Below are 24,661 nucleotides of genomic sequence, written 5' to 3'. Positions count from 1 at the left end.
TACTTCCAATACCTACTTATTAATTAAACACTTAATCGTTATGAAATCCCAAAGATTCCAACTTCTCACACTTGTCCTTATATTTATTTTCATAGCCTGTTCTCCAGAAGACAACACTAATACTGCACCTGAAGACATAAATGAATTTGTATTTAATGGTAATTCTTATCCACTTTTATCAGCTATAATTAGCAACGATAATTCGTCTAATACTACTGAGATTAGACTCTTTAATAAAACAAGTTCAGACATCACGAGCAATAGTGATTTAACTGATGTTGATTTTGTGCACTTTAATATTCATACAGAAAGCTTACAAAATACAACTTACAATAACTTTGAAGATTATAATGTTTCAATTAATGGATCTGTTATAGACAGTGAATTTAATTCAGGTACTATACTTTTGGCTAGTGATAATCCTGAATTAGATAGCTATGCGGAATCAGGTTCTCTATCAATTACAAATTTTACACCCTATAATATTGTTTTCACTTTTACCTTTACTAGAAATGATGGAGACGTCATTACAGGCCGTTATGATGGCAATTATTACGCACCTTAAAATTACACCTTAAGTCTTTCTAAACTATTGGATGCTATAAAAAAATCTTCTTAACTTTACATCTGTGTATTTTTGAAAAATTAAAACCTACAACGATTAGTTTTTCTCTATCACAATACCTGCAATTAAGCAAAGATCAATTATATTTTTTTAATTCATCCATTATGAAAAACATCTTCCTTTTTATCGGTTTACTCCTTACGACCAACTTGTTAACAGCTCAGCAAACCATGACTCCAGAGCTTTTATGGCAAGTAGAACGTCTAAGTGTTATGGGTTTAAATAGCGAAGGAACTACGCTCTATTTCGCTGTAAACACTCCGAATATTAAAGAAAACAGTTATGATTATGCCTACTTTAAAATGCCTGTAAATGGTGGTGATATTATTGAAATAAAAAAGGAAGATGTAGCAGCAGTAGACAAAAATGTTTCAGGAGATGGTATGTACAAACTATTTAATAAAGATGTTCATATTGAAAACATTAAAGGCACAGACAACTATAAAAATTTAGATAAATCTGACGTTTATATATACTCAGATTTGGATATTCGTCATTGGGATACGTGGAGCGATGGTGGTTTTAGCCATGTATTTTATAAAAAAGCAGATGCTGAGGATAACGCAGGCATTGACATTATGCCTAACGAACCATACCACTCACCTCAACAACCCTTTGGTGGTGATGAAGATTACATTTGGTCACCAGATAGCAAAAACATATACTACGTAAGTAAAAAATTACAAGGCAAAGCATACGCTAATAGTACGAACTCAGATATTTATAAATACAATCTAGCGTCTAAAACCACTGAAAATATAACAGATGACAACGAAGGTTACGATACAAGTCCTGCGTTTTCTTCAAATGGTGCTTTAGCTTGGTTACAAATGAAAACTGATGGCTACGAAAGTGATAAAAACGATATTGTAGTTTTAGATAACGGAATAAAACAAAATCTTACGCAGCAATGGGATGGCACAGTTAGAAGTTTCATATGGAGTAACGATGGAAATCACGCCTATTTTACGGCTCCTGTAGATGGCACCATTCAAATTTTTAAAGTGAATTATCCCGGTAAAAAACGAATAGCTCCTGTAGTAAAACAATTGTCTGAAGGCCAGTTTGACGTCACTAGTATTATCGCTCAAAAAGATAATACGTTGTTAGTGACCAGAACAGATATGAATCATGCAGCTGATATTTATAGTTTCAATTTAAAGGACCATAATTTTAAGCAACTAACTAATATCAATAAAGATTTGTACGATAGTGTCGATTTACCTAAAGTAGAACAACGATACGTTACCACAACAGACGGTAAACAAATGTTGGTTTGGGTCATTTTGCCACCAAACTTTGATGCGTCTAAAAAATACCCAACCTTATTATATGCACAAGGTGGACCACAATCACCATTGTCACAGTTCTATTCTTACCGTTGGAATTTTCAACTTATGGCATCGCAAGGCTACATTGTTGTTGCGCCTAACCGTCGAGGTATGCCAGGTCATGGCGTAGAATGGAACGAGGATATTAGTAAAGATTGGGGAGGCCAAGTTATGGACGATTACCTTTCTGCCATTGACGAACTCGCCAAAGAACCTTATGTAGATAACGATCGTCTTGGAGCTGTTGGTGCCAGTTTTGGTGGTTATTCTGTTTTTTATTTAGCCGGAATTCATAATAATCGTTTTAAAACATTTATCTCTCACGATGGTGTTTTTGATACGAGATCTATGTATGGTACAACCGAAGAGTTATTTTTTGTTAATCATGATTTTGGTGGCTCCTATTGGGATATAAACAACGAAGCCGCTCAAAAAACATATAATGAGTTTAATCCTATTACTAAAGTTTCAGAATGGAATACACCTATTTTAATTATTCAAGGAGGAAAAGATTACCGTGTTCCCATTGAACAAGGTTTAAGTGCGTACCAAGCCGCACAAATGTTAGATATTAAAAGTAAACTACTTTATTTCCCTGAAGAAAATCATTGGATTCTAAATCCGCAGAATGCTTTAGTTTGGCAACACGAATTTTTTAAATGGCTTAAGGACACCTTGTAGTGCGCTATTTTTTAAATAAATTAACTAAAAACGAACTTATCTAATTATGCGAAATATACTAGCAACTATTATTGGCTTTATCGCTGCATCTTTAACTGTTTACTTAGTTGAAAACCTTATTGGTCATAATTTATTTCCGTTACCAGATGGAGCTGACCCTTTGAACATGGAATGGTTAAGTAATAACATGAATATGATTCCTGTAGGTATGAAAATCTGTGTCGTTATTGCACATTTTGTAGGCATAATTATTGGAATGCTCGTGGCAGCCAAGATTTCTAAAAAAAGTATGATACCAAGTTATATTGTTGGTATTTTAATGCTTGCAGCTACATTTTATAATATTGTGATGTTACCTAAAGAACTATGGTTCAATATTTCAGATGGATTATTTGCTATTATTGGATTCTATTTAGGCAAAACAAGGTCTAATAAGCAATTGATTACTAATTAGTATTATTTTTAACCCAAATCTCTGATTGAGCGCAGTCGAAACCTTCCTTTAGTAAACGAATAGTTCTCAACTACTGACCTCTATTAATTTTTAATAGATAGTTAGGATCCGGACAATTTTCTCTATAAAATTCTAAATCCTTTTGTGAACAAACACCTGGATAATCGCCTACAAAACCCTGAATATCTTTTATAATTTGAAAATGTAAATGTGGCGGATAATCTCCATTAACACCTGCCGTTCCTAATGTTGCTATTTGCTCGCCTTGGTTCACTTCTACTCCAACTTCTAAGTCTTCAATAGATTCTAAACTAAGATGACCATAGAGGGTATAAAATTCAAATTCTTCAATGTGATGTTTCAAAACAATAGTTGGTCCGTAATCACCATAATTGGTATTGTTTTTAAAACTATGAATGGTTCCTGATAACGGTGCAAAAATTGCCGTATTGGCTTCTATCCAAAGGTCTAATCCTAAATGAATATTACGTTCTGTTTCAGGATTTGTTTGATTAAAATACGTGCTACGTTGGTAAATTGCTCGTTTTTCGAGATAACCACCAAACGCTACATTGGCATTATGAGTTCTTAGGGCATTCCAGATAAATTGTTCTAAATCTTCAGGTGATGATACATTGATTTTATTCAATTCGGAATTGTGCGTTGATAAATCTATTGGAGTAAAATCACGCATTGACATAGCAACATCAAACAGTGATTTTGTTTTTAGTGATTTTAGAAAGGCTTCAAAAGACGAAAGTAGCATCGTATAGTATTTATGTCCCAAATTAAGTGATAAAGTCGAAATAAATTTTGAAGTATTGCAGAAATCTTCAATTTAATTTTAAATTTATAAGATTAACATAAAATTCAACCTTTACACTCTTAAATCTAGGGATTTCAATTATCTTTAATTCTTGAATGCATAAATTTGCATATTAACTAGAACCTATTTATTTTAAGAGTAAAAATCATGTTAAAACGCCTCCTTATTTTCCTATCTATTTTAGCATTAGGCTTGCTATTATATTCTGTTTTTGTCGAGAATATTTTTTCACCTCCATTAAGTCCAAAAGATAAGGCAGAAATTTCCCTTAACGATTTAACATTAAAAGTAGAATACAACAGGCCATCAAAACGAGATCGTGACATTTTTGGTGCATTAGTCCCATTTGACAAAGTTTGGAGAACAGGCGCAAATGAAGCGACAACTTTTGAGACTAATCGGCAGTTATTGATTGATGATATAGTGTTGAACAAAGGAAAATATACCATATGGACAGTCCCAATGAAAGACACTTGGAAAGTTATGTTTAACTCTAAACAGTATGATTGGGGAGTTAATGAAAGAATGGAGCCAATGTGGGATCCAAACTTCGATGTTCTAGAATTTCAGGTGCCTACGCAAGAATTAGATGTTACCGTTGAAAAATTTACGATTGCTTTTGATAATAAAACAGGTCATTTAAAATTAACCATGGCTTGGGATAACACCTTAATTGAAGTCCCAATTGAACTAAAAGAAACACAACAATAAATTGTTTGCAGAGTGGCTAAGAAAAAGAAGACATACAAATCTGCTATGCAAGAAAAAGATGGCGTAGAATCGTCAAAGAGTTTAAGTCCTAATGTTGCCAAAATCATAAAAGCAAATCGAAAAAAAACCATTTCGGTTACTGAATTGGTGTCTGGTATTTTAGCCGGAAATATTACAGCTTTAAGTAGAGCGATTACTTTAATTGAGAGCACCAATCCTTCGCATTCTAAAAAAGCAAACGACATTATTTCTAAATGTTTACCACACGCCAATACATCTACAAGAATTGGAATTACTGGTGTTCCTGGAGTTGGTAAAAGTACGTTTATAGAAGCGTTTGGAATTCATCTTACATCCTTACAAAAAAAGGTTGCAGTATTAGCCGTAGATCCTAGTAGTAGCCTAAGTCAAGGTAGTATTTTAGGAGATAAAACTCGAATGGAAGATTTGGTAAAAAACGACAACGCTTTTATTAGACCGTCTCCTTCTGGAAATTCGTTAGGAGGTGTCGCTAGAAAAACGCGTGAAACCATAATTTTATGTGAAGCTGCTGGCTTTGATACCATAATTATTGAAACGGTTGGTGTTGGCCAAAGTGAAACTGCTGTACATGGTATGGTAGATTTCTTTTTGTTGTTAAAACTGGCTGGAGCTGGTGATGAATTGCAAGGTATTAAGCGTGGTATTATTGAAATGGCAGATGCTATTGTGATCAACAAGGCTGATGGAGAAAATATAAAAGCTGCAAAAACAGCTAAAGTAGAATTTAATAGAGCTTTACATTTATATCCTGCCAAAGCCTCTGAGTGGTCGCCAAAAGTGTCCTTGTGTAGCGCTCTTAAGCGAGAAGGTATTTCTGAAATTTGGAATATGATTGAAGATTACACCAAAGTGACAATAGCAAATCACTATTTTGAAACCAATAGAAATAATCAAAATAAATTTTGGCTACTACAAACCATAGAAGATCGTTTAAAATCTAACTTCTACAATGCGCCTAAAATTAAATTAGAATTGCCAAAACAAATTCTATTAGTTGAAGCTGGAAAAACAACACCTTTTGCAGCTGCAGAATACTTACTTTCGCTGTAGCGATTAGACTAAACAACTAAAACATGAAACAAACGGAATTAATTATTGGCATCGGCATAGTACTTCTTATGGTGGTACGATTAAACGTTATGTATCCGTACGCATCTCTACTAATTACAATACTCACTCTAGTGTTGGCTATGTTATATTCAGTATTTAGTTTCGGGCTTTTAAATCAAATTCGATTTAGAAATCTATTAAAAAAGGAATCGTACAAAGGTATCAGTACCTTAAGACTCATCGGAACAATTGGTACTGGGTTTGTTTTATCTATAATAAGCATCAGTATTTTATTTAAGTTTCAAAGGTGGCCTTATGGTAGTATCAATTTGTTGATAGGGTTAGTGAGTATCGTACCAATTATTGCGGTTGTTATTATAAAGTACATTCAACATAAAAACAAGATGTATAGCGCGCTTCTCGTTCGACTTTCTATAATTTTTGCAATGGGTTTACTTTTGTATTTTACAAAATCTGAAACTATTTTAGAAATGACATATAGAGATTTTCCAGAATATATTGACGCTGTAAAAAATGAAATGAAAGATCCAGATAATTTAGAGTTGCGACAAATAACAAATGAAGTGCGGCTAAAAATGGATGCAGCAAGATAATACAGCTTGAATTACATTATAAGACCTTGCGAACGTATAAAAAAACTATACTTTTGTTCTGACTAAGCCATAAAGCAAATGACGTACCAATTCACTATCATAGTTCCTGTTTATAATGAAGAGGAAAATTTACAACGTGTAGAATCAGAGCTTTTAAAATACCTTAAGATTGCTACAGTTTCAACATCTGTTCTCTTTGTTAATGATGGGTCTGTAGACAACAGTCAAGCCATAATTGAAACTATTTGTGAACGGAACGATGCTTTTGAATTCATTTTATTTAAACAAAACAGAGGCTTAAGCGCTGCTATAAAAGCAGGATTTGAACATGTAGATTCTGAATTGGTAGGCTACATAGATTCTGATTTACAAACTTCACCAGAAGATTTTAATAAGCTTTTAGAACACATTAATTCTTATGAGTTGGTTACAGGTGTGCGCTCTAACAGAAAAGATTCTTTTGTTAAAAATATGTCATCTAAAATTGCCAATGGCATACGACGTGCCTTTACACACGATGGCATGGATGATACAGGCTGCCCTCTTAAAATTATAAAAACTGATTATGCGAAACGCATTCCAATGTTTAGAGGCTTACATCGTTTTTTACCTGCCATGATTATGCTGCAAAACGGACGTGTGACACAAATCCCTGTTCAGCATTTTCCTAGAATCGCTGGCACCGCAAAATTTGGATTATGGAATCGGCTACTGGGACCATTAATGGATTGTTTTGCCTATTTATGGATGAAGAAAAAATACATTAATTACGACATAGAAAAATCTAGTAAACAACATCTATAATTTGAAAGACTGGATTATTTACAGCATCGGATTTTTAGCTCAGATTTTATTTTCTTCTCGGCTTATCATTCAATGGATAACTTCAGAAAAGCAACGTAAAGTTATCACTCCAAAAACATTTTGGACACTTAGTTTAATGGCGTCTTTTCTATTATTTATATATGGATACTTACGATTAGACTTTGCTATTATGTTAGGTCAGAGTTTAACCTATTATATTTATATTAGAAACTTACAACTGCAAGGTCAGTGGCGAAAATTCCCAATAATCGTACAGTATTTACTTTTTATTGTTCCGATTATAATTGTAGTATTCTACTATAACAACAATAAAATAGATCTCGAATTATTATTTCAAAACGATAACATTCCATTTTGGTTGTTAGTTTTAGGAATTGTAGCACAAGTAGTTTTTACACTTCGATTTGTATACCAATGGATACATTCTGAGCGTCATAAAGAATCTACATTGCCTATGGGGTTTTGGGTATTGAGTTTAATAGGAGCTGGGCTAATATTAACCTATGCTATTATACGAGAAGACCCTGTACTGTTTGTAGGTCATTTATTCGGTTTAGTGATTTATGCTCGTAACGCTTATTTAATAAGACAAACTAATGATTAAACACATTGAAAAATATCCTATACTCAGCCTTTTACTTTTTGTAATTGTGATGTTAGGTTTTACTATAGATTCTATTCCTGTAACCATCATGGAGGCACGAAACTTTATTTCTGCACGAGAAATGCTCACTGATAATAACTGGATTTTAACCACAATGAATGGAGAGGCGCGATATGAAAAACCTCCATTACCAACATGGATTACAGCTGTTTTTGGATACCTATTTGGTATTAAATCTGTTTTAGCTTTACGTTGGCCTACACTGATTTTTGTAGCGAGTATTGGAATTGGCATCTACTTATTATCGAAAAAATTAGAGTTATCTAAATCCCATAGTGTCATTAATGGCTTTATTGCGTTATCCTCTTTTTATATCATCGGAATTACTATTGAAGCCCCTTGGGATATTTACACACATGGTTTTATGCTAATGGCATTGTATCAATTATTTCTAATGTTTCAAAATAAAGAAACAACACTTCTCAGAAGTTTGTTGTTTGTACTGTTTTTAGCTGGTTCAGTATTATCAAAAGGGCCTGTATCACTTTATGTACTTTTCTTACCTTTTGTATTGGCATACGGATTCGCTTTCAAATTTAAAGGCCGAACACTTCATTATTTAAAATTATTTAGTCTTTTGGTTTTTGGAATAGTATTAGGAGGTTGGTGGTATTTTCATGTTCGCCTTGCAGATCCTGAAACTTTTATAGCCATTGCAGAACGCGAAACCTCTAATTGGCACAGTTACAATGTAAGACCATTTTATTATTACTGGAGTTTCTTTATTCAGAGTGGTTTATGGACAATTCCTGCGTTTATTAGTTTATTATATCCTTATTTAAAAACAAGAGTGACAGATCTAAAAGCCTATCGTTTTAGTTTCTTTTGGACCCTCTTTGCTGTGATTTTATTATCGTTAATTCCTGAAAAGAAATCGCGTTATTTAATGCCTGTTTTAATTCCGCTAGCATTAAATATTGGATTTTATATCGATTACTTAATTCGTGAATTCAAGACCATAAACATTAAAAAAGAAACGATTCCTGTATATTTTCAATTTGGTTTAATAGGAACTATAGCCATACTATTTTGGATACTTGGTTTCTTTTTAGCACCTTCATTTACCGGAATGGTTTGGGTAAGATTTATACTTGCTAGTATTGTTTTAGCCATAATAGGCTTCTATATCTTGAAGCATTTAAAAGCTAAAAATATAAAAAACACATTCTATCTAACCATTGCCTTTATGCTTAGTATAGGTGTTTTGGTGTTGCCGTTGGCAAAGGTACAACCACAAGAAAATTACAAACCCCTTTCTGAGTTAGCATCAGACAAAATATCACTTTATACTTTAGATGGTGTAGCTCCTGAAGCCATTTATAATTATGGAGACAAGATTCCGCGTATTAAGTTAAGCGAAGGACTAATACTTCCTTCTGAAAAACAATTCAGACTGTTAACTACAACATCTAAACCTGAAGACATTGAAGCATTAGCACAACTTTATACTATTGAATTTATAGGCACTTATGATTTAAATTTTTCTGATAGAGACCACAAATCCAGATTAGTAAACCAACTTTATAAGCTTACTTTGAAATAAATTTATTTAAAAGATATTGGTTCAACTTATAAAAGCCAAAACCAGCAATCGCACCAAAGGTGATTCCACAGATTACATCTAATGGATAATGTACTCCAACATAAATACGACTATAAGTAACAATTAAGCTCCAAATAATTAGTAGGTAGATAAGGTTTTTTAAATACGGCCTTAATAACAAGCCAGCAAAAATTGCAGTTGACATTGAGTTAGATGCATGGCCAGAGAAAAAACCATATTTACCGCAACGCGGAGCAATGTAACGCATTAAATCCATAACACCTTCTGCTCTACATGGTCTTGGGCGTTGAAACGTATCCTTAAAAAGATTGGTCATTTGATCTGTAAACGTAATCATACCTGCGATTACGACAACCATTAATAACAAAGCCTTCCACCCAAATTTCTTATAAATTAAAAACAATAATGCAGCATATAACGGAATTGAGGTGAACTTATTTGTAATTACCAACCATAGGTTATCCCAAGTTTCAGAGCCTAAATTATTGAGATATATAAAAAGTTCTTTATCGTACTCTATTAGTTGTTCTAGCATCAATCGTCGTATCTAGCAATTTCTCTATCGTAAAAGTCTGTAGCTTGCTGAATGTAATTTTCTGTTTCAGTTTCTAATTCCTTTTCGTCGTGCTGATCAAATTCTTCAAACCATTCTACTTCATCATCTTCAAGATTAATGATAAAACGCGGGAATTCAGTATGTATAATGAATATGGCATCAGGATAATCTGTATTGTCTCCTAATATAAATTTTGGTAGTTCCATTTCTGTTTGAATTTTATGTTTGAAAAATCCGAAGCTTTTCAACTTAAGTTACAAATATATAGATTTTGAATGAGCTACTCGATAAATATTACAATATCAAAACCTCATAAAACTCTGTTCTTATTGTATTGATTTAGCTATTAATTTTTTAGTCAGTAAATTGAATCGTATAAATAAAAGAATAGCAGCTACAGTTAGTCCTGCAATAAGTCCAATCCAAATTCCTAAGCTACCATAAGCGTCTGCTTTTCCTAAATAATAACTGATAGGAAAACCAACAACCCAATACGAAATAAAGGTAATTAAAGTCGGCATTTTAACATCTTGAAGTCCACGTAAAGCACCCAAAGCAATAACCTGCAGGCTATCTGAAATTTGAAAAACGGCTGCTGCTAAAAGTAAAGTTGCAGCAATACTTACAACTTCTGCTGTATCTAATGCATTTTCAGGATCGTCTAAATCCACATACAAATCTGGAAGGAACTGATGAAACGCTACAAAAAACAGTGCAAAAATCACAGCAAATATAAAACCGACAAGAAATATGGATTCTGCAATACGTTTTAATGCCGTAAAGTCTTTTAAGCCTTTTTGGTTTCCTACTCTAATCATTGCCGCAACACTTAATCCTGTTGCGACCATAAAGGTCATGGAAGATAGATTTAATGCAATTTGATTTGCCGCTTGCGCATTAGCTCCTAATGTACCGCTTAACCAAATGGCAGCTGTAAAAATTCCAACTTCAAAAAACATTTGCATCGCACTTGGTAAGCCTAAATTGCTCAACTTTCTAATGGGTTGTTTGCTTAGTTGAAAGAATTTAATATTAGTAACATAGGATTTCGATTTTTCGCGTTTTGCTAATAACCACCATAAATACGCCACCATTACAAAACGAGATACTAAGGTTCCGACTGCTGCGCCTACAATTCCCATTTGAGGAAAACCGAACTTTCCAAAAATTAAAACATAGTTAATGGCAACATTGAGAAGGTTGGCAAGAATTGTCGCATACATAGGATATTTAGTTAATGACAAACCATCACTAAATTGCTTAAATGCCTGAAAAACTATTAATGGAACTAATGAAAACGCAACCAAATCTAAATAAGGTATTGCTAAATTCACCACCTCTTCTGGCTGATCCATTATATACATTAATGGCTTTGCGAATAATAAAATCCCAAATAGCACCAAGCCTAATACCGTACACAAAAACAGTCCATGCTTAAATACTGATTTTCCTTTTTCAAAATTTCCTTCAGAATCAGCCTCAGCTACTAAAGGTGTAATGGCTGTAGAAAACCCAATACCAATGGACATGGCAATAAAAATAAAACTGTTTCCTAGAGATACAGCTGCTAACTCTGCTGCACCTAATTGACCAACCATTATATTATCTATAAAACTCACAAAAGTATGACCAAGCATACCCAGCATCACAGGGGATGCGAGCTTCAGGTTGTATCTAAATTCCTTAGTGTAGTTGCTTAAAACCATGCAGCAAAAGTACTACTCCTTTTAGTTTTAAAAGTGAATTATTTGCTAAATAATTAAGAAGATGATAGGCCTTAAAATAACCTATAAACAATATGAATATTTACTTTATTCTTTTGGCCTGAGTGATAAATGATAGGCCTTGCTGACCAGAAGTGGAAGTCATAACACCTTCAAAAATAGGTTCAGGACAGTTTTCTGGTGTTTTCCAATCCAAAATAAAATTAGGTCCTGTGCCGCCCGCAACTTCTACTTCACCAATGACAATATCAACAGTTTCCATAGGTCTTATAAAAATAGGGTTATCAATATAAGATTTAAACAAGGAGCCATCACTATCGAAATAGTCTATTTTAAAAAGGTAAATACTATCTTTTATACTCGTATTTCTAAGACTTACCATAGCTGTAAGATTATAAATCTTTTTATGCGAATAACTGTTAATTTGAGAATAAATAGATAAATACGACTGACCAGACGTTAACGTGTCTACATTTTTTATAGTCGCTTCACGATCATCCCATTTAACTTTTTCAAATTCAACCTTACCTAAAATTTCATTACAAGAATACAAACCAAAAACCACAACAAATAAAACTAAGGCTCTTTTCATTCTGTGAAATTTTGATTTATGATTCATAGATAAACGACAGATATAATTTATTTAAGCACTTAATTATACAGATTAATTTTAAAACTGCAAATAAAAAAACAAAGAATATTAAGCGCAATAAATAAGCTATTGAACTAGTAATTAACCATTAGTTACTTTTAATATGTCCTTCACTTCAGCTAAACTATCTTCATTATCCAAGAGTAAAACTAAGGTGTCGTTAGCTTCAATAACTGTAGATCCACCTGGACGCACAAATTTATCATTCCGTTTAATCATTATAATAAATGCAGAATTTGGAAAATGTAAATCAATAATACGTTTGTCTACAGCGAAACTATTCTCTGTCACTAAAATTTCTTCCATTGCAGATTTCGGTAGATTAAGAATGTAGCGATCATTTTCTGCAATAGGCTTTATCTTTTCTGGTAGTGCAACATTTAACCATTTTGCAAAAAGAGATAAGGTTGTACCTTGAATTAGTACAGAAGTCACCGAGATAAAAAATACAATATTAAAAATCATAGGGGCTTTATCAATTCCCGCTAAAAGTGGATACGTTGCAAATACAATAGGAACAGCACCACGTAATCCAACCCACGAAATGTAGAACCTCCTTTTAAGTTTCATTTTAAAAAACATTAAACTTATAAATACACTTATTGGTCTTGCCACTAAAATTAGGAATACAGAAATGAGTAAGCCAATTCCCATATAAGGTATTATTTGTGAAGGAAAAACGAGTAAACCTAGGGTTAAGAATAAAACGATTTGCATTAACCATGCTATTCCATCAAACATTTTTAAAATGGTAGATTTATGTATTAAATCTTGATTTCCTAAGTAAACCGCACATATATAAATAGCGAGAAACCCATTTCCTCCCACAAAATCCGTTGCTGAAAATGTAATAAACATTAAGGCAATAACTAAAACAGGGTAAAGGCCTTCAAAACCCAATTTAATTCTATTAATAATCATCTCACTCAATTTCCCAAAAGCAAAACCTGCAATACCACCTAAGATCATTTGCTGGAAAAACATAAAAATCATATTGAGAAAAGACTGATCCTGATTAATAACCAAACTTAAACACGCCAATGTTAAAACATAAGCCATAGGATCATTACTTCCACTTTCTAACTCTAATGTCGGTCTTAAATTTGTTTTTAAAGCTAAATTCTTTGATCGTAAAATAGAAAATACAGCGGCAGCATCAGTAGAAGACACAATAGAACCCAATAACATACTTTCATAGATTGTAAAATCTGTGACATACCAGACAAATGTTCCCAATGTTGCTGCAGTAAGAAAAACACCAAGTGTTGATAAGATGAGTCCTTCTTTAAGTATGGGTTTTATAGCCTTAAAATTGGTATCTAAACCACCCGAAAACAAGATGAAATTTAAAGAAATAATACCAATTAACTGGGCCATTTTAGGATCATCAAAGCGAATACCTCCAATACCATCAGAGCCTGCAAGCATTCCAATAGCTAAGAAAAGTATTAATGTTGGTACACCAAATTTATATGATGTTTTACCTACAACAATACTTATAAAAAGTAATAGTGAGCCAATTAAAAGTATATTCTCGGTGGTTAAATTCATCCGTTAGTAGCTGAAATTTAGTAAGCGCAAAATTAACTTTTTTCTTACTAGTAGTTGGTGTAATAATCGTTAAAAAAAGGTAGAATATTGAATTATACAAAAAATAAAACCGCATTATTTATCATATTCATAGGCGTTTACGGTTATTTTAAAATAAACTCATGGTTTTCTTAGCGTCCTCAAACTCATTAACCATATCTGCCACAATCTCAGCAACTGGTTTTACATCATGAATCAAACCTGCAATTTGTCCAATCTCAAGCTCACCATCTTCTAAATCGCCTTCAAACATACCACGTTTGGCTCTGGCTCTTCCAAGTAATTCTTTCAGTTGGTCAGGTGTTGGACTAGTTTTATATAAGTCTTGGATGTCATTAAAAAATTTGTTTTTCACCAATCGTACTGGTGCTAATTCTTTTAAGGTTAATTGGGTATCCCCTTCTTTGGCATCGATAACCACTTGCTTAAATGCTTGGTGCGCAGAAGACTCTTCACTGGCTACAAATCGGCTTCCAACCTGTACTCCATCTGCTCCTAAAATCATACAGGCTAGCATGGCTTTTCCGGTTGCGATGCCACCTGCTGCGATTAATGGAATTTGAAGTTGTTCCTTTACCATTGGAATCAACGTTAAGGTCGTGGTTTCATCGCGTCCGTTATGTCCTCCGGCTTCAAAACCTTCGGCTACAATAGCATCGACACCTGCAGCTTGTGCTTTTAAGGCGAACTTTACACTACTTACCACATGCACAACCGTTATGCCTTTATCTTGTAACCATTTGGTCCAGGTTTTTGGATTTCCGGCAGAAGTAAACACAATTTTCACATCTTCTTCAACAAGAATATTCATGATTTCTTCAATATTCGGATACAACATAGGTACATTAACACCAAAAGGTTGATCAGTCGCCGCTTTACATTTTTGAATGTGCTCACGCAACACATCAGGATACATAGAACCTGCACCTATTAAGCCTAGAATGCCTGAGTTACTTGCTGCTGAGGCTAATCTCCAGCCAGAGTTCCAAATCATGCCTGCTTGTATAATTGGATATTTTATATTGAAAAGTGATGTGATTCTATTTGCCATTTCTGAATTGGTTTTTTAGTCTTGAGTTTTATAATTAAGTTTTTATTGAAGCTTTATATTAATAATAGTCAAGATACATTTGTTTGATTAAACTCCTGAGGAGTGACATGTTTAAATTAATATTTCGCCACGCTGTGGCTTAACTTCAAATTTTTATAATTTTGAATGTTTTTGAATTGTTTTCAGTAGAAACTTTCATCATGTAAAATCCCGATGTATAATTTGAAACATCAATCGTTTTTGAATGTTTAGTCACTATTTGATTAAAAATTTCTCGACCTAATTGGTTATAAATTGAAACTTCCACTTGATTAAAGTTTGAAGGTATCTCGATATGTAAATAAGATTTTACAGGATTTGGAAACAACTGAATCCGTTCCAGCTCATATTCATCAAGAGATAGAGCCATAGTTCTTGCGACATCTAAATCTGAAATACCATAGCCTAAAAAATCGTCTGGTGTTGTAAATTGTGAGGCGGATTGCCTTACTAAATTCATAACTTCAGTTGGTAACGCATTAGGAATAGCTTGCCATAAACTCGCAATACCACCACACATAATTGGGCCACTAAACGATGTACCATTATTCTGAACGATATTATTAAACTCGTCTATTACATAAGCAGCTCCACCTCTAGCCACCACATCTGGTTTTTGATAACCCACTTGCGCTGCACTACCTTGCGAGCTAAATGACACATAGCCTTCATTTGCATTAACCGCTCCAATACTCAACACGTTTGGCGAATCTGCAGGTGAACCAACCGTCTGCCATTCTGTTGCTCCTGAATTACCTGCACTCACGACGACCAAAATTCCTTTTTCAGCAGCAATGGAAGCACCTTTAGAAATATAGGTCGTTTGCCCATTCATATCATCTGGCGTGTAACTGTAATTAGAATTATCATAAACCGTATAACCTAATGAAGTGTTAATCATATCTACACCTAAACTATCTGCTCGTTCTGCAGCCTCAACCCAATAGCTTTCTTCAACCGGATTTTCACTTCCTGGGTCTTCGGTTCTAAACAAATAATAAGATGCATCAGGTGCAGTGCCAACATACTGATCTTGAATAAAGCCAGCCATTGTACTTAACACCTTTGTACCATGATTACTTCCTGCGAAAGCATAAATAGCTGAAGTTCTATCGACAAAATCATAACCACCCAGTAAATCATTATTATCTCGCAGTCGTTGAAATGCCGCCATAGTATTCACATTTGGAAATCCTGCATCCATTACGGCAATTGTCATACCTTCTCCTGTAAAATCTGACAGATGAAGTTGGTCAACATTAATCATTTCTACCTGATTTTGGGTGTCACCATACGTAAAAGCTATTGTTTCGTTTTCGATAGCTGTTTTGTCTAATCTTTCTGTACCTCTAGAAGACGTATTCAAATTCTGATTTGCAAAATCAATGTTTTCAACAAACGACAAATTGCTAAGTGCATTAATATTGTCTTCTGTACCTCTAACATGTACGGCATTAAACCATTTAGATTTTGCCAAGACGGTGATGCCGGTTTGGCTTTTTAAATTTGAAATATAGATTTCATTGACAGGCACATCGCGCTCATCAATCGCTACACTGTGATTTTGTTTTCTATCGATAGCCTTTTGTGTGAGAATACTTATAGGATTTGCAATGGAGGCTGCAACGTTCGGCTTGTCTGTGAGGGAAATCCATGCGTCTTCTTGCGCAAAAACTAATGTAACTGCAAAAAATAGAAGTAGTGTAAACGTTCTTTTCATGGAATTAACTTTCAAAAATTAGTATATGTATGCCTATAACGATGCATCACACTTAACTTAGTGGTTGTTGAACGCCGTCGAAATCTTTTTAAGTCATCGAATAGTGCCCTACTGCCCTCAAACGGACATTGGGTTTTTACTGCTAAGACCTATCGCATTTATGAAACAACCGTGTTCGAAAGTAATAGCCTTCCAATTTATTGTTCTATACGCCCCTAAAGTCCCCTCAAGGGGACAATTCTCAGCAAGAATCATTTAGGAAAAACCCTAAAAACTCAATATTTAATAACTTATCACTTAAAAGGCAAGTTAAGAAATTACACCCGAACCTAACAATTCGTCTTCTAAATACCAAGCCACAAACTGACCTTCGGTTATTGCTGATTGTGGGTTCTTAAACTCTACATACAAACCTGAAGCAACTTTATGTAATATTGCCGCTTCTAAAGCCTGTCTATAACGAATTCTTGCCATAACTGACATGGTTTCTCCTTCTGACAAAGCCAAATCTGCTCTGACCCAATGTAATTCCTCGTTGCTCACAAACAACACATTTCTATATAAGCCTGGATGGTTCTTTCCTTGTCCTGTGTAAATTACATTCGCATTGACATCAGTGTCAATAACAAATAATGGTTCAACGGTTCCTCCTACTCCAAGACCTTTTCGCTGTCCTTTAGTAAAATAATGTGCACCTTGATGTTTCCCAACTACTTTTCCATCGTTAAGATTATAAACTGGTTTTTTGGATAAAAATTGGAGCTCCTCTTCTTTAGAATCGAACTTTGGCAGCGTTTGATTATAAGCCTCAAAAGCATCATCAACCTCAACGATAGCTCCTTCTTTTGGTTTTAATTGTTGCTGTAAAAATTCTGGTAATCTTACTTTACCAATAAAACACAAGCCTTGAGAATCTTTCTTTTCTGCGGTAATTAAATCTTGTGCTTTAGCGATTTCTCTAACTTCTGGTTTTAACAATTCGCCTACAGGGAAAAGCGCTTTTGCCAATTGTGATTGCGATAATTGACACAAAAAATACGATTGATCTTTATTTGGGTCTGCACCAGCTAATAGCTGATGAATTTCCTTTCCATCTTTTTCAATAGTAGCTTTTCTACAATAATGACCTGTAGCAACGTAATCTGCACCTAATTCTAAAGCGATATCCATAAAGACATCAAATTTAATTTCGCGATTACAAAGTACATCAGGGTTAGGTGTGCGTCCTTTTTCGTATTCGTTAAACATATAATCTACAATACGCTCTTTGTACTGCACACTTAAATCTACGGTTTGAAATGGGATCCCTAATTTATCTGCCACTAGCATGGCATCATTACTATCTTCTAACCAAGGACATTCATCTGAAATAGTCACAGAATCATCGTGCCAATTTTTCATAAATAACCCAATAACCTCGTAGCCTTGCTCTTTTAAAAGATAAGCTGCAACGCTAGAATCTACTCCTCCTGACAGTCCTACAATGACTCTTTTCATAACATTTCCTGCCACAGCAGAAATCTTTTTAGTTAATAATTTAGATGTTACTAAAAACACCCCTAAAGTCCCCTCAAGAGGACAATTTAAGTATTCAACATTTGAATACATTATGGTCTTTGTTCGAAAAAACCGCAGCAAAATTACAAAATAAAAAAGGCAATCCTATTACGATTGCCATTCTGAAATTCTATAATATTAATAGTCTAAAACTATTCCTTTTTTGAAATAATTTCTTGTGTCGTATGGTTTATTTCTTTTGTTAGTTCACCATCCTTGTAATAGTTCCAAACACCTGTTTTCTGACTATTACTATAGTTTCCTTCTGACGTAATGTTTCCAAGTGCATCGTAATTAATGGTTTTACCATCGAGTTCACCTTCTTTATAATGTGTGTGCCTTAACAAAACACCTTTCTCAGAAAACCATTTAGATTCACCATCTAAGACTCCATTTTTATAATAGGCACTTTCTGCAATCGTTCCATTTTTGAAATATACAAAGCGTTCGCCTTCAAGTAAACCTTCGTTATTATAGTTTTCTTCAATCATTTTGATATCAGAATTCTTATGATAAAACGTCCATTTACCAATAAAGCGTTTGCCATTCATTTTACCTTCACTAATCACTTTCTTTGTTGAAGCCAAAAATGTCACATCTGCAATACTGTCCTTCTCATTAAACACTTTTATAGCACTTAAAACACTTTTTCCGCCAGACAAGGTGTAAAATTTAAAGGAGTCGATTTCTTTACCATGATTAAACACCCCTTCGTAACGTATCTCATTGGTTTTGTGATAGTTCTTAGTCCAAAAACCATGTCGTAGTCCATCTTTATCGAACTGATTTACTGGATTTTGCGCATAGGTAGATGTTAAAAATAGTGTTAAAGTAAAAATTATACAAATCTTTTGTTTAATCATTTTGTAATTTTGTTAAACAAACCAGTCGAGGTTTGAATGTTGAACAATATAAAAACTCAAAACAATGAAAATTATTTTAAAAACCTTCAAATTACTTTCAGTATTTCTATTAGTGATAGGAACTACTGCTTGTAGTGATGATGACGACACAATTACTCCAACACGGACAACCGTTGTGGATGTAGCTCTAGCTAACAATTTAACATCTTTAGCAGCTGCTTTAGAGGCCACTGATTTAACATCTACTTTACAAGGTGATGGACCATTTACCGTTTTTGCACCTTCAAACGATGCATTCACACAACTATTAACTGACACTGGTTTAGATTTAGAAAATTTATCTACAGCTGAAGAAGCCTTAGTAAAGAATATTCTTTTGAACCATGTCATTATTGGTTCGGTTACAAGCTCTACAGATTTGGTTAATGCTGGTTCTGGTTATACCAATACAGCAGCAACAGGTCCAAACCAAGCGAATTTAAGTTTATACTTTACAACGTCTACTGGAGTTATGTTAAACGGGTCTTCAACTGTTACAAATGCAGATAACGTTGCTAGCAACGGTGTTGTGCATATTGTTGACGAAGTGATTGGACTACCAACTATCGCCACTTTTGCGACAACAAATCCGGCTTTATCTAATTTAGTAGCTGCATTACAATTAGCTGATTCTGGTACACCAACAGTGCCATATATTTCTACAGTATCTGACTCTTCAGCTGGACCGTTTACAGTATTTGCACCATCTAACGATGCGTTTGCAGATTTATTACTAGAATTAGACCCTTCTGGAAACACATCGCTTGGTGATTTAGATCCAGCAACTGTTGATGCTGTTTTAACCTATCATATTGTAAGTGGAAATGTTCAGTCTAGTAGTTTGCCAAACGGAACTGTAGCAACTTTAGGTGGAGATATTACTGCTGATAATTCAGCATTTACGTTAACAGATCCAAACGCACGTGTTAGTAATATTGTTACAAGTTTAGTAGATATACAGTCTATTAATGGCGTAGTTCATGTTATTGATAAAGTACTTTTACCAATGCAATAAAAACAAACAGAGGGATACCACCTCATTAATATTAGGTTGATTGATTAGTTAGGTAAAGGCTCAAACAGTAAAACGTTTGGGCTTTTATTCTCCTAACAGTATTCCTAAACATAGCCATTAGTCGTCGTTTTAAAAATGTAAGCTTCGTTAATAGCTTCAAGAGTAATTAAATATCATTATATAAAAATAGCCTCAACAAAAATGTTGAGGCTATAGTTTCTTTATCAATTAATTAAGTGAAGATCATTTATTTCTTCTTGCCTTTTTGCTGCGCTTGTTTTTGTGCTTCAGCTTGCTCCATCATTTCAGCCATTTTCTTCTGAAATTTGTTTTGCTTCTTAGGCTTCTTTTTATTGACCTCAATTTTAGCCAATACTTTATCTTCATCAATAATGTAGTTTTTAATCACTAACATAATACCAATACTAATTAAGTTAGATATAAAGTAATACAAACTTAATCCTGACGCATAGTTGTTGAAGAATACCAACATTAAAATTGGTGAGAAGTAAATCATGTACTTCATCATTTTTGCCATATCTGGCATTCCTTCTTGCGTTGGCTGTGTTGCCATTTGCTGACCAGTTGTCATTTTCATATAAAAGAAAATTGCTATTGCCGCTAAAATTGGGAATAATGCAACGTGATCTCCGTACAATGGAATATGGAAAGGTATGTCGTAAATAGAATCATAAGAACTTAAATCGTCTGCCCAAAGGAATCCTTTTTGTCTTAGCTCAAAAGCTGTTGGGAAAAACATAAATAAGGCATAAAACACAGGGATTTGCATTAAACCTGGTAAACAACCACTTAATGGACTTGCTCCTGCTCGGCTTTGAATAGCCATCGTTTCTTGCTGTGCTTTTAACTTATTGTCTTTATACTTTTCTCTTACAGCATCTAATTCTGGCTTTAAGATTTTCATCTTTGCCTGAGACAAGAACTGCTTATACTGTACAAAAGACAATACAATTTTCACCAAAATAGTCATTACAATAATAGCAAATCCGTAAGGTAAGAAACCACTTAAGAACCCAAACAATGGAATGAATAACACTTTATTTATCCATCCAAAAATTCCCCAACCAAAAGGAATACTTTCCTCTAGTCCTTTATCGTAATCTTTTAATGTGGCGTTATCTGTTGGTCCATAATACAGCCCTAAGTTTTCGCTTATTTCTCCACCATTAAAGGCTAAAGGCATTTTTGATGTGTATAATTTAGTATATAGCGTATCTATTTCTTCATCTTCTACTAAATCTAATGATGTTAATTCTACTTTTTTAAACGGACTATTATTAGCCACTAAAATAGAACTAAAAAAGTGTTGTCTGTAAGATAACCATTCTACGTCATCAGCAATTTCGTCGTCATCACTTGCTTGCGATAACTTATCAACCTTGCCATCATCATACATATACGTTAACCTTGTATAGCGGTTTTCGTAACTGATACTTTTAGAATGTCGAATACTTTTTTGTTTCCAATCTAACTCAATTGGTTGCGATGTATTAAATACACCACTTAAACCTTGAGATTTAATTGAAAAATCAATCATATAATCGTCAGGTTTTAACTCGTAACGGTATTCTAAAAACGCTGTTTCAGAAACTTTAAGTTTCATGGACACAACTGTATTCTCACCACTTTGAGAAACAGAAGGTTCAAACGGAAAATCTTGTGTATTTAACGTTCTATTATCAGAGGTTCCAAATTTGATATTAAAGGCACTATTATCATCCTTTACCATATAAATTGGTACAGAATCATAATCGACAAAGTTTCTTAATTTCACTTCGGCTAAGTGACCACCTTTATTGTTAAACTTAAGTTCAAAAACATCAGTTTCAACTGTAGTTTGATCGTTTGTAGCAGATGGCAAGGTTAATGCATAAGCAAAAGAACCTACTTTATTTTGAAGAGCAACTTTTTGTGTAGAATCTAAAACCTGAGTATTAGTTGTATAGTCTGACGATGTTGTAACTAAACTCTCATTTTGTTTACTGTCTGCTTTCTCAGCTTCAACCTGCTCTTGTTCTGCTAGTTTTTGTGCTTCAAGCTCTTCTGGGCTTGGTTGATTTTGATACATTATGTATAACAAAATACCAAAAATGAGGACAAAGCCTATAATAGATTTAACGTCGAATTTCTTTTCTTCCATGGTTAATTTTCAGTTTTAGACCTGTCATGTATATTCATCTTGACAGGTCTTATATGGTAACGATTGAACAATCCAAAAAACTGTCCAAATTTTTATTTTCGCCAAAGTGGCATAGTTATTTTTTCTTTCTTTTGTTTTTATATTTTAAGGCAGCAGCTACAAACGCAACAAATAAAGGATGCGGATTTTTCACTGTGCTCTTATATTCCGGATGGTATTGTACACCAACAAACCAATCGTTCTTAGGTATTTCTACAATTTCTACTAAACCTGTTTCAGGGTTATGACCTGTAGCTTTCATACCGGCATCTTCAAATTGAGCCTTATAATCGTTATTAAACTCAAAACGGTGTCTATGTCTTTCAGTAATCGTTTCTGAATTATAAACTTTATAGGCAATGCTATCTTTTTCAAGATTACAATCCCAAGTTCCTAATCGCATTGTTCCTCCTTTGTTTACGACCCCTTTTTGCGATTCCATTAAATTAATAACAGGATTTGGAGTGCGCTCATCCATTTCTACAGAATTCGCATCTTTAAGGTTAAGTACATTTCTGGCATATTCTATAACTGCCATTTGCATTCCTAAGCAAATTCCTAAAAACGGAATATTATTTTCCCTGACAAAACGAACGGCATCAATTTTACCTTCAATACCACGTTCACCAAAACCTGGAGCTACTAAAACGCCATCTAAATGACCGAACTTAAATTCGATATTATTTTCTGATAAATATTCAGAATGAATTGGTTCTACATTTACTTTTACTTCATTCTCTGCACCAGCATGTATAAAGGATTCTAGAATCGATTTATAAGAATCTTGAAGCTCTACATATTTACCAATTAAACCTATAGTAACTTCACTTTTAGGATGATTTAAACGGTCTAAAAATTCATTCCATCGTTTTAAATCTGGCACATCATTTTTTAGTTGCAACTGATTTAAAACCACTTTATCTAAACCTTCTTCTAGCATTAAATTTGGTACATCGTATATAGTAGAAGCATCAATAGATTCAATTACCGCTTCCTTTTTCACATTACAAAAACGCGCTAATTTTGTTTTTATACTATCGTTAAGTTTATGCTCTGTTCTACACACCAAAATGTCTGCTTGCACTCCACTTTCCATCAAGGTTTTTACACTGTGTTGCGTTGGCTTTGTTTTTAATTCTCCAGCAGCAGATAAAAATGGTACTAATGTTAGATGGATTACACAGGTATTATGCTCACCTAGATCCCACTCCAACTGTCTTACAGCTTCAATGTATGGTAAAGATTCAATATCTCCTACAGTTCCTCCGATTTCAGTAATAACAATATCATACTCACCAGAGTTACCTAAAATTTGGATTCTTCGTTTGATTTCGTCAGTAATGTGAGGGATAACTTGAACTGTTTTCCCTAAAAACTCACCACGTCTTTCTTTATTAATAACACTTTGGTATATTCTACCTGTTGTAACGTTATTAGCTTGTGATGTTGGAACGTTTAAAAAACGCTCGTAATGTCCTAAGTCTAAATCGGTTTCTGCACCATCGTCCGTAACATAGCATTCTCCATGCTCGTAAGGATTTAAAGTACCTGGATCGATATTAATATATGGATCTAATTTTTGAATGGTTGCTCTGTAACCTTGTGCTTGTAGGAGTTTTGCTAAAGATGCAGCTATAATGCCTTTCCCGAGAGAAGAAGACACGCCTCCAGTTACAAAAATATATTTAGGGTTTGTAGTCATGATACGCTTTTAAACGCAGGCAAAATTACAAAATTTAATGGGTTATTTTGTATTTGTTTATGGTTTGTTAATATGTTATTATTTCTATGGATGAAAATTTAAAAAAGACAGTCTTACCTATTGATATACATATCATTACAAACAAACACCTTTAGCTCTTCAAAAAATGATGACGTCGTTTTTAAATTTATAGTATAGATTTTATATCTGAAGCGTATACCTCGTTTGCCTGGTAGCGTTAGTAACTCATATTATTTAACCAAAGATATAAAGCACTTATACTCCGAGAGACATTGTTTAAACTATTAAACCTACTTTCTAAAATCCCTTCGGATCGTATAAATTAACTCTTCTAATCCATTAATTTTTATTTCGCACATCTGAGCCATCATACGTCCAAGTTTTCCATCAGGAAATCCTTTTTGCTGATACCAGATATAGTAATATTCTGGAATATCGATTAGGTATTGGTTTTTGTATTTGCCAAATGGCATTTTGTAATGGGCTAACTCAATTAAAACTGTGCCGTCTAATTCCATTTTAAGTGAATTTTAGTATCAATAAAA

At 33.8% G+C, this 24,661-nt stretch carries 23 protein-coding genes; 10 read left to right on the top strand and 13 right to left on the bottom strand.

Features of this window, described 5'->3' with window-relative positions:
• The first annotated feature begins 40 nt into the window (after window positions 1–40).
• From K1X16_RS06890 to K1X16_RS06880, 3 genes are all read left to right on the top strand, one after another.
• Complete coding sequence (locus tag K1X16_RS06890) at window positions 41–565, top strand: hypothetical protein (RefSeq protein ID WP_225035535.1); 525 nt, start codon at window positions 41–43, stop codon at window positions 563–565.
• Window positions 566–729: 164 nt separating this feature from the next.
• On the top strand, window positions 730–2,637 hold the full coding sequence (locus K1X16_RS06885) for a S9 family peptidase (protein WP_225035534.1): 1,908 nt from the start codon (window positions 730–732) through the stop codon (window positions 2,635–2,637).
• A 46-nt stretch (window positions 2,638–2,683) separates the two neighbouring features.
• Complete coding sequence (locus K1X16_RS06880; protein WP_225035533.1) at window positions 2,684–3,091, top strand: hypothetical protein; 408 nt, start codon at window positions 2,684–2,686, stop codon at window positions 3,089–3,091.
• 70 nt (window positions 3,092–3,161) lie between these two features.
• Here K1X16_RS06880 and K1X16_RS06875 read toward each other — a convergent pair whose 3' ends face one another.
• Entirely contained in the window at window positions 3,162–3,878 is a 717-nt protein-coding gene (locus K1X16_RS06875) for a peptidoglycan DD-metalloendopeptidase family protein (RefSeq protein ID WP_317196423.1), read from the bottom strand.
• 186 nt (window positions 3,879–4,064) lie between these two features.
• Between K1X16_RS06875 and K1X16_RS06870 the strand changes: the two genes are divergently transcribed.
• The 6 genes from K1X16_RS06870 (at window position 4,065) to K1X16_RS06845 (ending at window position 9,366) form a co-directional block, all read left to right on the top strand.
• A complete protein-coding gene (locus K1X16_RS06870) occupies window positions 4,065–4,628 on the top strand; it encodes a DUF2911 domain-containing protein (RefSeq protein ID WP_225035532.1) in 564 nt (187 codons plus the stop codon).
• A 45-nt stretch (window positions 4,629–4,673) separates the two neighbouring features.
• Window positions 4,674–5,720, top strand: a complete 1,047-nt coding sequence (gene meaB / locus K1X16_RS06865) for a methylmalonyl Co-A mutase-associated GTPase MeaB (protein WP_262902561.1) — start codon at window positions 4,674–4,676, stop codon at window positions 5,718–5,720.
• A gap of 23 nt (window positions 5,721–5,743) precedes the next feature.
• On the top strand, window positions 5,744–6,334 hold the full coding sequence (locus K1X16_RS06860) for a hypothetical protein (protein WP_225035530.1): 591 nt from the start codon (window positions 5,744–5,746) through the stop codon (window positions 6,332–6,334).
• 78 nt (window positions 6,335–6,412) lie between these two features.
• Window positions 6,413–7,138, top strand: coding sequence for a glycosyltransferase family 2 protein (locus K1X16_RS06855; RefSeq protein WP_195872206.1), 726 nt, complete (start codon window positions 6,413–6,415; stop codon window positions 7,136–7,138).
• Window position 7,139: 1 nt separating this feature from the next.
• Complete coding sequence (locus tag K1X16_RS06850) at window positions 7,140–7,763, top strand: lipid-A-disaccharide synthase N-terminal domain-containing protein (protein WP_195872205.1); 624 nt, start codon at window positions 7,140–7,142, stop codon at window positions 7,761–7,763.
• Window positions 7,756–9,366, top strand: a complete 1,611-nt coding sequence (locus K1X16_RS06845) for an ArnT family glycosyltransferase (RefSeq protein WP_225035529.1) — start codon at window positions 7,756–7,758, stop codon at window positions 9,364–9,366. The genes K1X16_RS06850 and K1X16_RS06845 overlap by 8 nt, the downstream gene beginning before the upstream one ends.
• Here K1X16_RS06845 and K1X16_RS06840 read toward each other — a convergent pair.
• The 9 genes from K1X16_RS06840 to K1X16_RS06800 form a co-directional block, all read right to left on the bottom strand.
• Window positions 9,353–9,922 (bottom strand): phosphatase PAP2 family protein, encoded by a 570-nt coding sequence (locus K1X16_RS06840; RefSeq protein ID WP_225035528.1) that lies wholly within the window; start codon window positions 9,920–9,922, stop codon window positions 9,353–9,355. The two genes, K1X16_RS06845 and K1X16_RS06840, sit on opposite strands and share 14 nt — an antisense overlap.
• On the bottom strand, window positions 9,922–10,149 hold the full coding sequence (locus K1X16_RS06835) for a hypothetical protein (RefSeq protein ID WP_195872202.1): 228 nt from the start codon (window positions 10,147–10,149) through the stop codon (window positions 9,922–9,924). The genes K1X16_RS06840 and K1X16_RS06835 overlap by 1 nt, the downstream gene beginning before the upstream one ends.
• A gap of 120 nt (window positions 10,150–10,269) precedes the next feature.
• On the bottom strand, window positions 10,270–11,649 hold the full coding sequence (locus tag K1X16_RS06830) for an MATE family efflux transporter (protein WP_195872201.1): 1,380 nt from the start codon (window positions 11,647–11,649) through the stop codon (window positions 10,270–10,272).
• A gap of 100 nt (window positions 11,650–11,749) precedes the next feature.
• The gene (locus K1X16_RS06825) at window positions 11,750–12,259 is read right to left on the bottom strand and encodes a DUF3124 domain-containing protein (RefSeq protein WP_225035527.1); all 510 of its coding nucleotides are present in this window, start codon (window positions 12,257–12,259) and stop codon (window positions 11,750–11,752) included.
• 141 nt (window positions 12,260–12,400) lie between these two features.
• Window positions 12,401–13,870 (bottom strand): potassium/proton antiporter, encoded by a 1,470-nt coding sequence (locus K1X16_RS06820; RefSeq protein ID WP_225035526.1) that lies wholly within the window; start codon window positions 13,868–13,870, stop codon window positions 12,401–12,403.
• A 148-nt stretch (window positions 13,871–14,018) separates the two neighbouring features.
• Window positions 14,019–14,960 carry an NAD(P)H-dependent flavin oxidoreductase gene (locus K1X16_RS06815; protein WP_225035525.1) on the bottom strand — a complete coding sequence of 314 codons (942 nt, stop codon included), beginning with the start codon at window positions 14,958–14,960 and terminating at the stop codon, window positions 14,019–14,021.
• A 145-nt stretch (window positions 14,961–15,105) separates the two neighbouring features.
• A complete protein-coding gene (locus tag K1X16_RS06810) occupies window positions 15,106–16,719 on the bottom strand; it encodes a S8 family serine peptidase (protein WP_225035524.1) in 1,614 nt (537 codons plus the stop codon).
• A 309-nt stretch (window positions 16,720–17,028) separates the two neighbouring features.
• Window positions 17,029–18,327: a tRNA 2-thiouridine(34) synthase MnmA gene (gene mnmA / locus K1X16_RS06805; protein ID WP_262902556.1), complete on the bottom strand. Its 1,299-nt coding sequence runs from the start codon at window positions 18,325–18,327 to the stop codon at window positions 17,029–17,031.
• A 101-nt stretch (window positions 18,328–18,428) separates the two neighbouring features.
• Window positions 18,429–19,139, bottom strand: a complete 711-nt coding sequence (locus K1X16_RS06800) for a toxin-antitoxin system YwqK family antitoxin (protein WP_225035523.1) — start codon at window positions 19,137–19,139, stop codon at window positions 18,429–18,431.
• Between the two features lie 64 nt (window positions 19,140–19,203).
• Here K1X16_RS06800 and K1X16_RS06795 point away from each other — a divergent pair, with 64 nt between their 5' ends.
• Complete coding sequence (locus K1X16_RS06795; RefSeq protein WP_225035522.1) at window positions 19,204–20,193, top strand: fasciclin domain-containing protein; 990 nt, start codon at window positions 19,204–19,206, stop codon at window positions 20,191–20,193.
• A gap of 247 nt (window positions 20,194–20,440) precedes the next feature.
• Here K1X16_RS06795 and yidC read toward each other — a convergent pair whose 3' ends face one another.
• From yidC to K1X16_RS06780, 3 genes are all read right to left on the bottom strand, one after another.
• Window positions 20,441–22,354 (bottom strand): membrane protein insertase YidC, encoded by a 1,914-nt coding sequence (yidC, locus tag K1X16_RS06790; protein WP_225035521.1) that lies wholly within the window; start codon window positions 22,352–22,354, stop codon window positions 20,441–20,443.
• A gap of 115 nt (window positions 22,355–22,469) precedes the next feature.
• The gene (locus tag K1X16_RS06785) at window positions 22,470–24,095 is read right to left on the bottom strand and encodes a CTP synthase (protein ID WP_225035520.1); all 1,626 of its coding nucleotides are present in this window, start codon (window positions 24,093–24,095) and stop codon (window positions 22,470–22,472) included.
• 311 nt (window positions 24,096–24,406) lie between these two features.
• Window positions 24,407–24,634 carry a DUF3820 family protein gene (locus K1X16_RS06780; protein ID WP_178984662.1) on the bottom strand — a complete coding sequence of 76 codons (228 nt, stop codon included), beginning with the start codon at window positions 24,632–24,634 and terminating at the stop codon, window positions 24,407–24,409.
• Window positions 24,635–24,661: the final 27 nt, after the last annotated feature.

Source organism: Winogradskyella sp. SM1960 (genome assembly GCF_020179375.1).
GTDB classification, from domain to species: Bacteria; Bacteroidota; Bacteroidia; order Flavobacteriales; family Flavobacteriaceae; genus Winogradskyella; species Winogradskyella marina.
The sequence above is the reverse complement of the archived record's forward strand: the minus strand, read 5'-3'. Positions and strand labels throughout refer to the sequence as shown.